General features: G+C 70.8%; 14 protein-coding genes and 1 pseudogene. 8 read left to right on the forward strand and 7 right to left on the reverse strand.

All coding sequences use genetic code 11. The features are described from left to right. Positions 1-323: excisionase family DNA-binding protein (locus tag GH736_RS24905; protein ID WP_235933883.1), on the reverse strand; the 323-nt coding region annotated here is incomplete at its 3' end. Between the two features lie 80 nt (positions 324-403). Beyond that, positions 404-1,291: pseudogene (locus GH736_RS07795) on the reverse strand (molybdopterin-dependent oxidoreductase); the annotation flags it as partial. 190 nt (positions 1,292-1,481) lie between these two features. On the opposite strand from GH736_RS07795, the gene GH736_RS07800 reads away from it, so the two are divergent. After that, positions 1,482-3,608 (forward strand): APC family permease, encoded by a 2,127-nt coding sequence (locus GH736_RS07800; RefSeq protein WP_235933884.1) that lies wholly within the window; start codon positions 1,482-1,484, stop codon positions 3,606-3,608. A 10-nt stretch (positions 3,609-3,618) separates the two neighbouring features. Continuing rightward, entirely contained in the window at positions 3,619-4,071 is a 453-nt protein-coding gene (locus tag GH736_RS07805) for a DUF1801 domain-containing protein (RefSeq protein ID WP_159601859.1), read from the forward strand. A gap of 22 nt (positions 4,072-4,093) precedes the next feature. Here GH736_RS07805 and GH736_RS07810 read toward each other — a convergent pair whose 3' ends face one another. Then, the gene (locus GH736_RS07810; RefSeq protein ID WP_159601861.1) at positions 4,094-5,266 is read right to left on the reverse strand and encodes an NAD(P)-binding domain-containing protein; all 1,173 of its coding nucleotides are present in this window, start codon (positions 5,264-5,266) and stop codon (positions 4,094-4,096) included. 198 nt (positions 5,267-5,464) lie between these two features. Here GH736_RS07810 and GH736_RS07815 point away from each other — a divergent pair, with 198 nt between their 5' ends. Beyond that, positions 5,465-5,671: a DUF3073 domain-containing protein gene (locus GH736_RS07815; RefSeq protein ID WP_159601863.1), complete on the forward strand. Its 207-nt coding sequence runs from the start codon at positions 5,465-5,467 to the stop codon at positions 5,669-5,671. 13 nt (positions 5,672-5,684) lie between these two features. Here GH736_RS07815 and GH736_RS07820 read toward each other — a convergent pair whose 3' ends face one another. The 3 genes from GH736_RS07820 to purM are packed head-to-tail and all read right to left on the reverse strand — an operon-like array spanning position 5,685 to position 8,381. Continuing rightward, positions 5,685-6,458, reverse strand: coding sequence for an alpha/beta fold hydrolase (locus GH736_RS07820; RefSeq protein WP_159601865.1), 774 nt, complete (start codon positions 6,456-6,458; stop codon positions 5,685-5,687). Positions 6,459-6,504: 46 nt separating this feature from the next. Then, entirely contained in the window at positions 6,505-7,269 is a 765-nt protein-coding gene (locus tag GH736_RS07825) for an LLM class flavin-dependent oxidoreductase (RefSeq protein WP_159601867.1), read from the reverse strand. A 5-nt stretch (positions 7,270-7,274) separates the two neighbouring features. Continuing rightward, complete coding sequence (gene purM, locus GH736_RS07830) at positions 7,275-8,381, reverse strand: phosphoribosylformylglycinamidine cyclo-ligase (protein ID WP_159601869.1); 1,107 nt, start codon at positions 8,379-8,381, stop codon at positions 7,275-7,277. A 69-nt stretch (positions 8,382-8,450) separates the two neighbouring features. Here purM and GH736_RS07835 point away from each other — a divergent pair, with 69 nt between their 5' ends. Next, a complete protein-coding gene (locus GH736_RS07835; protein WP_159601871.1) occupies positions 8,451-9,062 on the forward strand; it encodes a zinc-binding alcohol dehydrogenase in 612 nt (203 codons plus the stop codon). A 76-nt stretch (positions 9,063-9,138) separates the two neighbouring features. On the opposite strand, the gene GH736_RS07840 is transcribed toward GH736_RS07835, so the two are convergent. Then, positions 9,139-10,422: an acyltransferase family protein gene (locus GH736_RS07840; protein WP_159601873.1), complete on the reverse strand. Its 1,284-nt coding sequence runs from the start codon at positions 10,420-10,422 to the stop codon at positions 9,139-9,141. An 81-nt stretch (positions 10,423-10,503) separates the two neighbouring features. Between GH736_RS07840 and GH736_RS07845 the strand changes: the two genes are divergently transcribed. From GH736_RS07845 to GH736_RS07860, 4 genes are all read left to right on the forward strand, one after another. Beyond that, positions 10,504-10,938: a hotdog fold thioesterase gene (locus tag GH736_RS07845; protein ID WP_159601875.1), complete on the forward strand. Its 435-nt coding sequence runs from the start codon at positions 10,504-10,506 to the stop codon at positions 10,936-10,938. Between the two features lie 48 nt (positions 10,939-10,986). Next, the gene (locus GH736_RS07850; protein ID WP_159601877.1) at positions 10,987-11,718 is read left to right on the forward strand and encodes a glutamine amidotransferase; all 732 of its coding nucleotides are present in this window, start codon (positions 10,987-10,989) and stop codon (positions 11,716-11,718) included. A 164-nt stretch (positions 11,719-11,882) separates the two neighbouring features. Next, on the forward strand, positions 11,883-13,340 hold the full coding sequence (gene purF, locus GH736_RS07855; RefSeq protein WP_159601879.1) for an amidophosphoribosyltransferase: 1,458 nt from the start codon (positions 11,883-11,885) through the stop codon (positions 13,338-13,340). Between the two features lie 86 nt (positions 13,341-13,426). Next, on the forward strand, positions 13,427-14,190 hold a 764-nt coding region (locus tag GH736_RS07860; RefSeq protein ID WP_159601881.1), incomplete at its 3' end, for an alpha/beta fold hydrolase.

Consider the following 14,190-nt stretch of genomic DNA (forward strand, 5'->3'; position numbering starts at 1 on the left):
GTCCGCCCTTCGTCGTGCCCGCGGTGCGGTGCGGCGACCGTGACGTTCTCAGAACAGCGCGTCGGGATCCGTCGTGGGCGGGAAGCCGTCGATGACGGCGACACCTGAGGCGGGCCCGGCAGCGGCGCCAGTGGGAACGCCTCGTCGAGCGCGCCGCCCGACGAGGCCTCCTCCATGAGCGGCACGAGGTCGGCTCCGTCGACCACCTGCATGCCGTTCGCCGCCTTCCGCAGCGCGAGCCGCCCGTGCTCGGCCCAGCGGCGAACGGTGTCATCGCTCACCCCGAGGAGCGCCGCGGCCTCGCTCACGCGGAACTCGGTCACCGTTGATTCCTCATCTGCGGATGCATCCCCCCATCGTATCCGCGGATGCGGCAAGGAGGCGATGCCCGCGACCGCATCGGCTACGACGCGACGGTGAGCAGGGTGCGCTGCCAGCCCGTGGACCCGTCGGGGGCGATCGGGGTGCGTTCCTCCGCCTGGCGCGTGCCCGCGGCATCCGTCGCCCGCACGGTGACGTAGTGCGTGCCGGGCGTCGCGTCCCAGTCGACGAACCACTGCACCCAGGTGCTGCCGTTCAGCGGGGTCGACAGGGTCGCCGGATGCCACGGGTCGTCGTCGATGCGCACCTCCACGAGGTCGACGCCGACCGGCTGCGCCCACGCGACCCCCGCGATCTTCGTCGGACCCGCGACGATCGGCGTGCCGGAGCGGGGCGTGTCGATGCGCGACGACAGCTTGATCGGTGCCTTCGCGCTGTAGCCGCGGGGCGTCCAGTAGGCCTCGTCGTCGGCGAACGTCGTGACCTTCAGCTCGGTGAGCCACTTCGTCGCCGAGACGTAGCCGTAGAGGCCGGGCACGACCATCCGCACCGGGAAGCCGTGCTCGAGCGGCAGCGGCTCGCCGTTCATGCCGACCGCGAGGATCGCGTCGAGGTCGGCATCGGTGAGCGCCTCGAGCGGGGTGCCCGCGGTGAACCCGTCGACGCTGCGCGAGAGCACCATGTCGGCGCTCGAGCGGGGCCCCGCGAGCTTCAGCACGTCGCGCACGGGGATGCCCAGCCACTTCGCGGTGCCGAGGAGCCCCCCGCCGACCTCGTTCGACACGCACGTCATCGTGATCGCGTACTCGTCGAGCCCCATGCCGACGAGCTCGTCGAAGCTCAGTTCCACCCGGCGGTCGACGAGGCCGTCGATGACGAGCCGCCAGCGGGCGGGGTCGACCTCGGGCACCGTGAGCGCCGTGTCGACGCGGTAGAAGTCGCGGTTCGCGGTGAACAGCGGCGAGATCCCCCTTCAGCACGTGGACGGTCGAGACGATCGAGCTCATCGACGGCGGTCGCTGGCGGGCCGCGATCCTCAATGTGGTGGTCACCCTCGCCCTCGGTCTCGCGGCGGCGGCCGGCATGTACCTCCTCGTCCTGACTTGACTCTCCACCCGGCTGACTTGACTCTCGACCCGGCGGGTGTAGTGTCGTCCGCCGTGACGAATGAAGTCGGCGAGCCGCCGGCAGAACTGAAGTCGCCGAAGAACTGGATCATCGGCGACCCCCTCCCGACCGAGAAGCTCGAGGGGCAACTCCTCCCGAAGCACCTGGCGCTCCCGATCTTCGCGAGCGACCCGCTGTCCTCCGTGGCATACGCCCCGCAGGAGCTCCTCATGATCCTCATGGTGGGCGGCCTGGCGTTCCTGAGCTTCGCGCCATGGGTCGCGGTCGCGGTGGTGGTGCTCCTCATCACGGTCGTGGCCTCGTACCGGCAGCTGATCCGGGCGTACCCCTCGGGTGGCGGCGACTACGAGGTGGCGCACCGCAACCTCGGCGAGAAGGCTGGCCTCGTCGTGGCCTCCGCCCTGCTCGTGGACTACGTCATGACGGTCGTCGTGTCGGTCGCCTCGGGCGTCGACAACATCATCTCCGCCATCCCCGAGCTCAACGGGTTCCGGGTCGAGCTGGCCGTGCTCTTCGTCATCCTGCTCGCCGCGGTGAACCTCCGCGGGGTCAGCGAGTCGTCGAAGGCGTTCGCCGTGCCGACCTACCTCTTCATCGGCAGCGTGTTCGTCATGGTCGTGGTGGGCCTCACCCGCACGCTGCTCGGCGACCCGCCGGTGGCCGAGTCGTCGGTCTACGGCGTCGATCCCGAGTCGCTGACGCAGGCGGGCATCATCCTCCTGCTGCTGCGTTCCTTCGCGAGCGGATGCTCCGCCCTGACGGGCGTGGAGGCCATCTCGAACGGCGTCCCGGCCTTCCGCCGCCCCAAGGTCCGCAACGCGCAGCGCACGCTCGTGCTCATGGGCGGCATCGCCATCATCCTGTTCGCGGGACTCACCGCCCTCGCGCTCATCTCGAACGTGCACTACGCCGAGAACCCATGCAGCCTGATCGGCTGGACGGAATGCGCCACCGAGCCGCAGAAGAGCCTCATGGCGCAGGTCGCCGGCGCCACGTTCGGCGACACCTCCGTGTTCTTCTACCTGATCCAGGCGACGACCGCGCTCGTGCTGCTCCTCGCCGCGAACACCGCGTTCAACGGGTTCCCGCTGCTCGGTTCGGTGCTCGCGCAGGACGGCTACGCGCCCAAGTCCCTCTCCACGCGCGGCGACCGCCTCATCTACTCGAACGGCGTGGTGATCCTCGCGCTCGCGGCCTCGTTCATCCTCGTGGTGTTCCAGGCGAACCTCACGGTCCTCATCCAGCTGTACATCATCGGCGTGTTCGTCTCGTTCACGCTCGGGCAGACGGGCATGGTGCGGCACTGGCTGCGCGAGCTCTCGCTGCGGCGGCATCCGTCGTCGAAGGCGAAGCAGCAGCGATCGGCTGCCTCGACGGATGCCGATGCGAAGCCGCTCTCGCAGGGCGCCGTCGTTCGCGCCCTCGTGATCAACGCCATCGGCGCCGGCATGACCGCGGTCGTGCTCATCGTGGTGACCATCACGAAGTTCACCCACGGCGCGTGGATCGTGTTCGTGATGATGCCGATCCTGTTCTTCCTCATGATGGGCGTGAACCGGTACTACCGCGACGTCGAGAAGGAGATCGAGGTCGACCCGACCACGACGTTCGGCGCGACGGGCGACCACGCGATCGTGCTCGTCGGCCGCATGCAGAAGCCCACCCTGAAGGCGCTCGACTACGCCATCGCGGCGCGGCACGACTCGCTCGAGGCGGTGCACGTGTCGATCGACGACGAATCGACGAAGCGGCTGAAGAAGGACTGGGTGAAGCAGAACATCCACGTGAAGCTGCGCATCCTGTCGTCGCCGTACCGCGACCTCAGCCACCCGCTCATCCAGTACATCAAGAACCGCAGGGCCGAGCACGGCTCCGAGGTCGTCACCGTCTACATGCCGCAGTTCATCGTCGGCCACTGGTGGGAGAACATCCTGCACAACCACAAGGCGCGGCGCATCCGCCAGAAGCTGCTGCTGGTGCACGGCGTCACGGTCGCCCTCGTGCCGTGGCTGCTCGACTCCTCCGACCTCATCTACGGCCGCCGCTCACGCCCCCTGCCCGGCCAGGATCGCCGCGGCGAGCCGGTGCGCCCGGTGCCGCGTCGGCCGATCGCCGAGACGCAGCAGCCGACCGCGACGGGATCCAAGCGCGGAAGGTAGGCTGCCGCCCATGGTGGTCGACGACGACGTGCGCGTGTTCCTCGAGTCGATCGAGCATCCCGTCCGCAGACGGGACGCCGAGACCCTCCTCGACCTCATGTCGCGGGTCACCGGCGAGCCCGCCCGCATGGCGTACCGCGGCATCATCGGCTTCGGCACGTACCACTACCACTACGCGAGCGGCCGGCAGGGCGATGCGGCCGCCGCCGCCTTCGCCCCGCGCAAGCCGTCGACGACGGTCTACCTGCCCGACGGGGTCGGCGCGCACGCCGACGAGCTCGACCGGTTGGGCCCGCACACCACGGGCGTCGGATGCCTCTACCTGACGGACCTCGCGAAGGTCGACCTCGAGGTGCTCGAGCGGGTGGTGGCGGCGTCGTACGCGACGGTGACCGCCGGCACGTTCGGGAGCCGGGCCCGCGAGAGCGGCAGCGACGACAGCGACCGCGGCGCGTCGGACTGAGCGCCGCCGCAGCATCCGCTCGCTAGAGCATGGCCATGATCTGGCGGGCGATCATCCGGCCCGCCCGGTTGGCGCCGATCGTGGAGGCCTGCGGACCGTAGCCCGCGAGGAAGATGCGCGGGTCGTTCCACGAGGCACCCTGGCCAACCGTGATGCCGCCGGCCTTCTCGCGCAGCTTCAGCGGTGACAGGTGCCGCAGGTCGGGCCGGAAGCCGGTGGCCCAGATGATCGCGTCGGCGCGCGCCATGCCGCCCTCGTCGCCGTCCCACACCACGCGGTCGGGCTCGATGCGATCGAACATGGGACGGGCGACGAGGAGTCCCCGCTCGATGCCCGCCGCGATCCTGCGGCTCTTCGGCACGCCGGTGCCGCTGACGACCGACGGCAGGGCGCGGCCCGACCTGGCGGCCTCGTCCTGCAGGGCGACGGCGGCCGAGGCGCCCTCGAGGTCGAGCTCCTGGCGATCGAGCCAGTCGATGGGGCGGCGCGAGACCCATGTGAGTCCGGCCGCCACCTCCTCGAGCTCGAGCATGAAGCCGATCGCCGACGTGCCGCCTCCGACGACGACGACGTGCTGGTCGCGGAAGTCCGCCGCGTCGACGTAGTCGGACGTGTGGAGGTGCCGGCCGGCGAAGTCGGCCATGCCGGGGTAGTACGGCACGAACGGCGAGCCCCACGTGCCCGTGGCGTTCACGAGGAACTGCGTCGTAAGCCGGTGCTGCGGCGCCGACGGGGTGGGCGGTTCCTCGAACGTCTTGCGGCGACGGCCGAAGAGGCCCTTCGCCTTGGCCTCCTCGACGGGCTGCGGGGTGAGGTCCTCGTACTGCACGAGCAGGTCGACGCCCTCGTTGGCGACGGTGCGCACGTTCATGGGGCGGCGCACCCGCAGGTCGAAGTGCTGCTCGAACCGGGCGTAGTAGTCGGCCACGACCTCCTTGGCGGGGAGCGTACGGTCGGCGGTGTCGAAGCTGATGCCGAGTTCGGCCATGCCCGGCAGGTCGTTGACGCGGTGCGCGGTGCCGAGGCGCAGCGATGACCAGCGGTGCTGCCACGCGCCGCCGGGTCCGGGAGCCCGGTCGAGCATGACGAAATCCTCGTCGGCCACCAGCTCGAAACGGCGCAGGTAGTAGGCGACGGAGAGCCCGGCCTGACCGGCTCCGATCACCACGACCTTCACACGTTCGGGGCTCGTCATCACGTGTCAATCTCAGCATGTCTTGCTGGAAGGGCGCACCACGACGGCGCCGCGGATCCGGCCGGCGCACACTCGCTGTGGAAGGCACCGACCGGCCCCGATTCGCGGTGCTAAACTGGCAGCCGGACGAATTTCTTCTATCAGAGCGCGCCGGGTGAAGACCATCCCACCCGGCCAGATGTCGTAAGGGGGTCACGCATGGGGCGCGGCCGTCAGAAAGCCAAGCACACCAAGGTCGCTCGGGAACTGAAGTACTTCAGTCCGAACACCGACTACACGGCGCTTGAGCGCGAACTCACGGGTTCGCAGCATGACGAATACAACGAAGAGGCGTCGAAGTGGTCGGAGTACGCTGCCGACGACGACGACACCTACGTCACCGGAGACGAGCAACAGCGCGCCTAGCCGCGCCTGATGCTCAACGCTTGGCACTGACGACGGGCTCGAGCCCGGTCACGAACTCGAGCAGCAGCGGGTCGAAGCGGTCAGGATCCTCGAGGTTCGGCAGGTGCCCGGCCCAGTCGAGTTCCCGCTGCTGTGCTCCGGCGATCTGCGCCGCGAGCAGGTCCGCGACTCGCCCGAAGTAGTCGAGGTCGTGCGCGCCCGACACCACGAGCGACGGCGCCGTGATCGCGCCGAGGTCGAAGTCGGGGCGGTCCGCGCTCACGTCGCCCGCGGCGAGCTGCACCTCGAACGAACGACGCTGCATCTCCGCGACGGCGAGGGCCGTGTCCGTGGACGCGGCCGGGCCGAGCCACGTGCGCACGTTCAGGTCGACCGCGCCGTCGACGTCGCCGGCTTCGAGCAGCGCATCCTCCTCGGCGCCGAACGCGCGCGCGTCGGCCGTCGGCGGCAGCAGTCTCGTGGCCGCGCAGACCAGCAGCAGCCCGATCACCCGCGACGGCCAGCGGGCCGCGAACTCCTGGGCGACGCGGCCGCCCATGGACGATCCGACCAGGACGGCTCGATCCACCCCGAGTGCGTCGAGCAGTGCGCGCAGGTCATCCGCCTCGTCGTACGGGGTCGTGGGGGCAGGGCTCTCGCCGAAACCCCGGAAGTCGGGACGGATCACGCGATGGCCGGCCGCGGTGAGCACTTCGGCCTGGCGTTTCCACATCCTCCGATCGCAGACCGAGGAGTGCAGCAGCACGACGGCGGGGCCGTCGCCTTCGTCATCGTGCGCGAGGATCATCGACGTCGAGCCTATCGAGGGGTCACCCGGTCGTGTGGTCGGGTCCTCACGCCTGGAAGCGCCAGCGCGCGGTCTCCTCGACGAACCGCTCGAGCTCGGCGAGCGAGTTGGTCGGCGTGATCGCCCGCAGCACGAGCTCGTCGACCACGTCGAACGCGGCCAGCCCCGCGGCATCCGTCACGGTCGCGTCGGCCGCGGCGATGCCGAGGCGTTCGAAGTTCGAGGCGTACGACGGCACCGACTCGTATCGGGCGATCTCCTGCTCGAGCGCCGGCCGCGCGTGTTGCTCGGCGATCGTGCGCACGTAGAGCACGACCCGAGGCCGGGGAGCATCCGCTTCGCTCGCCGCAGCGCGGGCCTCCACCGCCGCCGCCACCGCAGCCTTCGGCGTGAGCCAGTTGAGCAGCACGCCATCGGCCTGCTCCGCGGCCAGCCGGCGCATCCGCGGGCCGAGCGCACCCACGACGATCGACGCCGTCGTGGACTTCCGCAAGGCCTCCACACCGTCGCGGACGAGGCGAACCGGGTGATCGGCGCGACCCGAGCCGATCCCCAGGGTCGTGCGCACCGGAGGCAGTTCACGCAGGTCGAGCGTCGACGCCGGCCTTCGGTCGAGCGGGATCACCCCGGTCGCCAGGCCGAGCGTCTCCGTGACCGGGGCGGCCGCGCGGAGCCCGTCGAGGGAGTCGCCGCCGGGCACGTCGTTGATCCACAGTGACGCAAAGCCCAAGCCCTCGACGCGCGGAGCCAGGACCCGGACCACCTCGGCACTCGTCGTGCCGATGATCCCGATCGAGACGGCCGCGCGCATCGGGCTCAATCCCGGTAGGAGCCGACGAGGCGCACTGCACCGCCGTCGACACCCTTGGCGCCCTGCTCGAACCCGTCGAGGTCGCGGTCGCCGATCGCCACGGTGCCGGCCTGCCACGCCGGGAGGCCGAGCGTGCCGAGCTCGGCGATGACGGCGGCCGCGTCGTCTGCAGCGACGACGGCGAAGAAGCCGATGCCCAGGTTCCACGTGCCCTCGGTGGACTCGAGGGTCGTGCCCGCGAGGTCGTTGAGCACGCGGAAGACCGGCGCGGGCGACCAGGTCGACCGGTCGAGCTCCACCCACGAGCCGCGGGGCAGCACGCGCGCCAGGTTCGCCGCGATGCCGCCGCCGGTCACGTGCGACAGCGAGTGCACGGATGCCGCGAGCCGGTCGTGCTCGAGGAGGCGCACGAGCGGCCCGGTGTAGAGCCGCGTCGGCTCGAGCAGCGCCTCGCCCCACGTGGTGCCGAGTTCTGCCGCGGCATCCGTGTACGAGAGCCCGGCATTCGCGAGGATGTGGCGCACCAGGGAGAAGCCGTTGGAGTGCAGGCCGCTCGACTCGATCGCGATGACGGCGTCGCCGTCGCGGACCCGGTCGGCGCCGAGCAGCCGGTCGGCCTCCACCACGCCGACGGCGGCACCGGCCACGTCGTAGTCGTCGGCACCCATGAGCCCGGGGTGCTCGGCGGTCTCGCCGCCGACGAGCGCGGTGCCCGTCTCGGCGCAGGCCTTCGCGATGCCCGTCACGATCGCGGCGATGCGCTCGGGCACGACCTTGCCGCAGGCGATGTAGTCGGTCATGAAGAGCGGCTTCGCTCCGACCACGACGATGTCGTCGACGACCATGCCCACGAGATCTTGACCGATGGTGTCGTGGCGATCGAGCGCTTGGGCGATCGCGATCTTCGTGCCGACGCCGTCGGTCGACGTGGCAAGCAGCGGCCGGGCGTAGTCCTTCGCGAACGAGAGGTCGAAGAGACCGGCGAAACCGCCGACCCCGCCGAGCACGTGACGGCCGTGCGTCGCGGCGACGGCCTCCTTCATGAGCTCGACGGCGAGATCGCCCGCCCGGGTGTCGACTCCGGCGGCGGCGTAGGACGAGTTCGAGGTCACCTGTCAAGCGTACCCGCGGCCCGCGCGCCGATCCGTGCCGTGGTAGGCAGCGCACCCTAAAATGGACGCATGCACGCGGGCGGAACTCCGTCGTGGGTGATTCGCGAGAACGCGAGTCGCTCGGTCCTCCTCGCCCTCTACCTGCGCGAGGTGCTCGCCATCGCGTCGCCGGTGGAGCTGCCGAGGCTCCGCGACGTCGGAGCCATCGGCGATCGGCTCGAGATCGACCAGCACGACCTGCTCGAACGGCAGTGGCGTGCGTGGTGGGCGATGACCGTCGAGCCCGAGGCGCATCCGTCGGCCGTGCCGCTCGAACTCGTCGATGCGTACGGCACCGACGTCGCCCTGCCCGTCTCCGAGGCCGAGATCCTCGCCGCCGCGATCGTGCCGCACGCCGAGGCCGCACGAGCGTGGGCCGAGTGGGCGCACCAGGGCTACCGCACCGCGTCGGCGGCACGGCGGGGCGATTCCTACCGCGCCTACGCAGGCACGATCGCCGAGCACGAGCGCGAGGTCGGGCGCCGGGCGCACTCGTTCGAGCTCAACGTCGAGGTGGTGCCGTTCACGCAACCGGGTGTCTGGTGGATCGGCGCGATGACCGTGGCGGTCACGGATTCGCTGCGATCGGATGCCTCGGCGTTCGACGACGCCATCCACCCGATCATCGCCGAGCTGGCCTAGCGGCCCCAGGCGAGCGGCCCCAGACGAGCGGCCCCCAGCCGGCACGGACCGCGCTCACACCGTGGCGCGACCCCGCTCAGCCGCGGCGCGGGCGGTTCAGCAGCACGGATGCCGCGAGCAGCACGGCGCCGGCCACGGCAAGCGCCAGGTCGAGGAACCACTCCATCACCCCGAACGGTGCCGCGAACGCGAGCACCGCCGCGACGACGATCGCGCCCGCCGCCGGACGTCGGAAGCCCTCGGGGATCGCGGTCGACACGGTCTCGAATCGCGACAGCGGCAACGACGCCAGCCACACGAGCGCGAGCACGGCGACGAAGACCACCGGGCGTGCGATCCACCATGCGGGGGTGGCCGGCTCGGGGGCGGCGCCGGGGATGAGCAGGGTCAGACCGGCGACCGCGATGATCACGGGCAGGTGCCACAGGTAGATCGTCATGGCGCGCGCGCCGATGGCGAACACCACGGCCTGCGCGGCCCGACGCGCCATGAGCCGGGAGAGGGGCGCGTGGAGCAGCGTGAGCAGGCACACCTGCGCGAGGCCGAGCAGCATGAGCGGCACGGTCGGCGGGTTGAGGTTGGTGAGCATGTCGGGCGAGTACCACCCGGCGGCGACACCGGGCCAGATCAGCAGGTAGGCGGCGGCCGCGATCCAGACGAGGCGTGGCGCGGGAAGCCGGCGGAACCAACCGTCGGCGTACCAGAACCCGAGCTGCTGGGCGAAGCCCCAGACGAACACGAGGTTCACCAGGCCGATCGCGTCGACCCCGGTGGCGACCCGGACGGCGTCGACGACGACCGCCGCGAGCGCGAGCGATGCGAGGGTGCGCCGCGGCGCTCGCTCGTGCAGGGCGGCCAGCACCGGAACGAGGCACTGCACGAGCAGGAACGCGGCGAGGAACCACAGCGGCGTGCCCGCCCCGGCCGCGACGGTCTCGAGGAGCGCCGGGTCGACGCCCACGGCGGTCGCGGCGCCGATCACCACCGCGAAGAACACGAAGAGGGGTAGTGCCGGCGTCGCGAGCCGCATGGTGCGGGCGCGCACGAAGTCCAGGGCGGTGCCGCCGCGACGGCGCAGGCTCCGCCACGCCGTGAGGGCGGTGAATCCGCCGAGCGCGAAGAACAGCGGCATGATCTGCCCGATCCACGTGGCCGCCGCGAACCACCGCTGCGCCTCGAGCGGGCGGGACACCACGATGGCATCGCCCCCGTCGAGCCCGACGCCGATCATGAGCAGGTGGATCACGACCACGAGGAGCACGCACCAGACCCGCGCGAGGTCGACGACGAGGTCGCGGCGGGCGAGGAATGCTGCGCGGGCATCGCCGTCGACGTCGACGGCGCCCTTCGGGTCGGACATCCGACCATCATGCCGGGTGCACGGGCCGCGCGACGTCGCCGGCGGGGACCTGTGGACGGCGCGCATGCCAGACTCGATCACATGAGCATCTGGTTCGGCGAGCCCTCCCTCGACTGGGCGAACTCGCGTCGCGACGGCACCCTCCTCCACGAGCTCGGCATCGAGATGACCGAGCTCACCGACGGTTCGCTGAAGGGCCGGATGCCGGTCGACGGCCGCACGCGCCAGCCGGGCGGGGTGCTGCACGGCGGGGCATCCGTCGCCTTCGCCGAGAGCCTCGCGAGTTGGGGCTCCACGTTCACGGTCGACCCGGCCACGAGCTACTGCGTCGGCATGGAGATCAACGCCAACCACGTGCGCCCGGTCGCCGAGGGGTGGGTCTACGGTGAGGCGACGCCGATCTCGCGAGGCCGCACCACGCAGGTGTGGGACATCAGGATCACGGATGCCGCGGGCCGGCTCGTGTGCGTCTCGCGCTGCACCATGGCCGTGCTGGCCAAGCCGTCGGAGTACTGAGGCCCGCGCCGCGGGCGCGGGCACGGGCCGCGGGAATATCGTGGGCGTGTGAAGCCCTTCGTCCTCCTCGCCACGCGCGCCGAGGACCAGCCTGCCGACGAGGAGTATGCGCTGTTCCTCCGTCACTCCGGTCTCGACGAGCGCGACCTCATCCGGGTGCGGCTCGAGGCGGAGCCCATGCCCGACTTCGACCTGGCCGGGCTGTCGGGCTTCTTCGTCGGCGGCGGCCCGTTCAACGCCTCCGATCCGCCCGAGCGGAAGTCGCCGGTGCAGCAGCGGGTCGAAGCCGAGTTCGACGCGCTGCTCGATGAGGTCGTGGCGCGCGACTTCCCCTTCCTGGGCGCCTGCTACGGCGTCGGCACCCTCGGCGTGCACCAAGGCGCGCCGATCGATCGCACCTACGCCGAGCCGATCAGCGTCGTGCCGGTCACGCTGACCGAGGCTGCGGCATCCGACCCGATCCTCGCCGGGATGCCGACGACGTTCAACGCGTTCGTCGGGCACAAGGAGGCCATCCGCGCACTGCCCGCCTCGGCGACCCTGCTCGCCTCGTCGCCGACCTGCCCGGTGCAGATGTTCCGGGTGGGCGCGAACGTGTACGCGACGCAGTTCCACCCCGAGCTCGACGTCGACGCGATCACCGTGCGCATCCACGCCTATGCGAACCACGGATACTTCCCGGCGGACGAGCTCGAGCCGACGCTCGCCGCGGTGCGTCGTGCGGAGGTGTCGCATCCGAGCCGGATGCTGCGGTCCTTCGTCGAGCGTCACGCCCGGTAGCGGCATCCGCCCACTGCGTCACCGAGCCCACCGACCGCGCGATGTTGCGGCATCCGCTCAGCTGAGCAGGAGGTGCCGTTCAGGCGGCTCACACGCGCGCGTGTGGGAGGATGGATCGTCCTGCTCGGACGCTCAACCCACCCCCACGAGGAGCCCTAGCTCGCATGTGCGGCATCGTCGGCATCGTCTCCACCGAGCCCGTCAACCAGCAGATCTACGACAGCCTCCTGCTGCTGCAGCACCGGGGGCAGGACTCCACCGGCATCGCCACCGCCGACGGGCCCGTCTTCCACATGACGAAGCAGCGCGGCCAGGTGCGCGAGGCCTTCCGCACGCGCGACATGCGCTCGCTGCTCGGCAACATGGGCCTCGGCCACGTGCGGTACACCACGAAGGGCGCGGCCGAGCGCGAGGAGGAGGCGCAGCCGTTCTACGTGAACGCGCCGTACGGCATCATCCTCGTGCACAACGGCAACCTGACGAACACGCGTGAGCTCTCGAGCGACCTGTTCAACATCGACCGCCGCCACGTGAACTCCACGAGCGACACCGAGATGCTGCTCAACGTGCTCGCGACCGAGCTCCAGGGGCAGATCACCGGTCTCGACCTCGACCCCGACCAGGTGTTCGCCGCGGTCGAGCAGGTGCACGAGCGCGTCGAGGGTTCCTACGCGGTCATCTCGCTCATCGCCGGCTACGGCCTGCTGGCGTTCCGCGACCCCTACGGCATCCGGCCGCTCATCCTCGGCAAGCGCGTGACCGAGGCCGGCAAGGACGAGTGGATCGTGGCATCCGAATCGCTCGTGCTCGAGAACGGCGACTACGAGATCGTGCGCGACGTGTTGCCGGGCGAGGCGATCTTCATCACCCTCGACGGGCGGATGATCTCTCGGCAGTGCGCGAAGAACCCGCGCCTCGTGCCGTGCTCGTTCGAGTACGTCTACCTCGCCCGCCCCGACTCCGTCATGAACGGCATCTCGGTCTACGAGGCACGGCTGCGCATGGGCGACCGCCTGGCGACCACCATCGAGACCCACATGGACAAGGGCGACATCGACGTCGTCATGCCCATCCCCGACTCGTCGCGGCCCGCTGCGATGCAGGTCGCCCAGAAGCTCGGCATCGAGTACCGCGAGGGCTTCTACAAGAACCGCTACGTCGGCCGCACGTTCATCATGCCGGGGCAGGCGCAGCGCCGCCGCTCGGTGCGCCAGAAGCTCAACGCCATGGGCACCGAGTTCAAGGGCAAGAACATCCTCATCGTCGACGACTCGATCGTGCGCGGCACGACCTCGAAGGAGATCGTCGAGATGGCCCGCGCGGCCGGCGCCAACAAGGTCACGTTCACCTCGGCGGCTCCCCCGGTGCGCTACCCGCACGTGTACGGCATCAACATGCCGAGCCGCCAGGAGCTCGTCGCGCACGGGCGTAAGATCCCCGAGATCGCGCGCGAGCTGAACGCCGACCACATGATCTACCAGGAGGTCGCCGACCTGCAGGCCGCGATCACCCAGGGCACCTCGATCGACCAGCTCGACCTCTCGTGCTTCACCGGCGAGTACGTCACGGGCACGGTCACCGAGGAGTACCTCGAGTGGGTGGAGAAGACCCAGCTCAGCTGACCGGATGCCGCGGGCGGCGTGTCCCGGGCGATCCGGTCGTGGCCCCGGCCGTACGCGACGTCGGTGGCCCGGGCCAGACTGACCGCATGGGATTCACTCGCCTCGGCAGCGTGCGCACCCCGGTGCTCGAGATCGCCTACGCGGAGGCGGGTCCGCCCGACGGGCCGGTCGCGGTGCTCTCGCACGGGTTCCCCTACGACGTGCGGGCCTACGACGAGGTCGCCGACCGGCTCGCGGCATCCGGGATGCGCGTGATCGCGCCCTACCTGCGCGGGTACGGCCCGACCCGCTTCACGGATGCCGCGACGATGCGGTCGGGCGAGCAGGCGGCGCTCGCCCAGGACCTCCTCGACCTGATCGACGCGCTCGGCCTCGACCGGCCGATCGTCGGCGGCTACGACTGGGGCGGCCGCGCGTCGTGCCTCGTCGCGGCAGTGCACCCCGACCGTGTCGGCGGCCTCGTCACGGTCGGCGGCTACAACGTGTTCGGCGCCGGCTTCGGCCAGGAGCCGGCCCTGCCCGAGTGGGAGCGCACGTACTGGTACCAGTACTACTTCCATTCGGAGCGGGGGCGTCGCGGGCTCGAACGGTATCGGCGTGAACTCTGCGAACTGCTGTGGACGACGTGGTCGCCCGAGTGGGCCGGCGCTGCTGCGGCGTTCGCGTCGAGCGCGCCCAGTCTCGACAACCCCGACTTCGTCGATGTCGTGATCCACTCCTACCGGCAGCGCTACGGGCTGGCACCCGGCGATCCGCGCTACGCCGGCCTCGAGGCGGCGGCCTCCGCCGAGCCGCCCATCACGGTGCCGACCGTCGTGCTCGAGAGCGGGGCCGACGGCGTCGGCGGGCC

The organism is Agromyces humi (assembly GCF_009720255.1).
Taxonomy (GTDB): Bacteria; Actinomycetota; Actinomycetes; order Actinomycetales; family Microbacteriaceae; genus Agromyces; species Agromyces humi.

Bases quoted from the DNA above. Each gene is read 5' to 3' on its own strand.
- GH736_RS07805 (WP_159601859.1), top strand. From the start codon at position 3,619: ATGGTGGTCGACGACGACGTGCGCGTGTTCCTCGAGTCGATCGAGCAT.
- GH736_RS07810 (WP_159601861.1), bottom strand. From the start codon at position 5,266: ATGACGAGCCCCGAACGTGTGAAGGTCGTGGTGATCGGAGCCGGTCAG.
- GH736_RS07815 (WP_159601863.1), top strand. From the start codon at position 5,465: ATGGGGCGCGGCCGTCAGAAAGCCAAGCACACCAAGGTCGCTCGGGAA.
- GH736_RS07820 (WP_159601865.1), bottom strand. From the start codon at position 6,458: ATGATCCTCGCGCACGATGACGAAGGCGACGGCCCCGCCGTCGTGCTG.
- GH736_RS07825 (WP_159601867.1), bottom strand. From the start codon at position 7,269: ATGCGCGCGGCCGTCTCGATCGGGATCATCGGCACGACGAGTGCCGAG.
- GH736_RS07835 (WP_159601871.1), top strand. From the start codon at position 8,451: ATGCACGCGGGCGGAACTCCGTCGTGGGTGATTCGCGAGAACGCGAGT.
- GH736_RS07840 (WP_159601873.1), bottom strand. From the start codon at position 10,422: ATGTCCGACCCGAAGGGCGCCGTCGACGTCGACGGCGATGCCCGCGCA.
- GH736_RS07845 (WP_159601875.1), top strand. From the start codon at position 10,504: ATGAGCATCTGGTTCGGCGAGCCCTCCCTCGACTGGGCGAACTCGCGT.
- purF (WP_159601879.1), top strand. From the start codon at position 11,883: ATGTGCGGCATCGTCGGCATCGTCTCCACCGAGCCCGTCAACCAGCAG.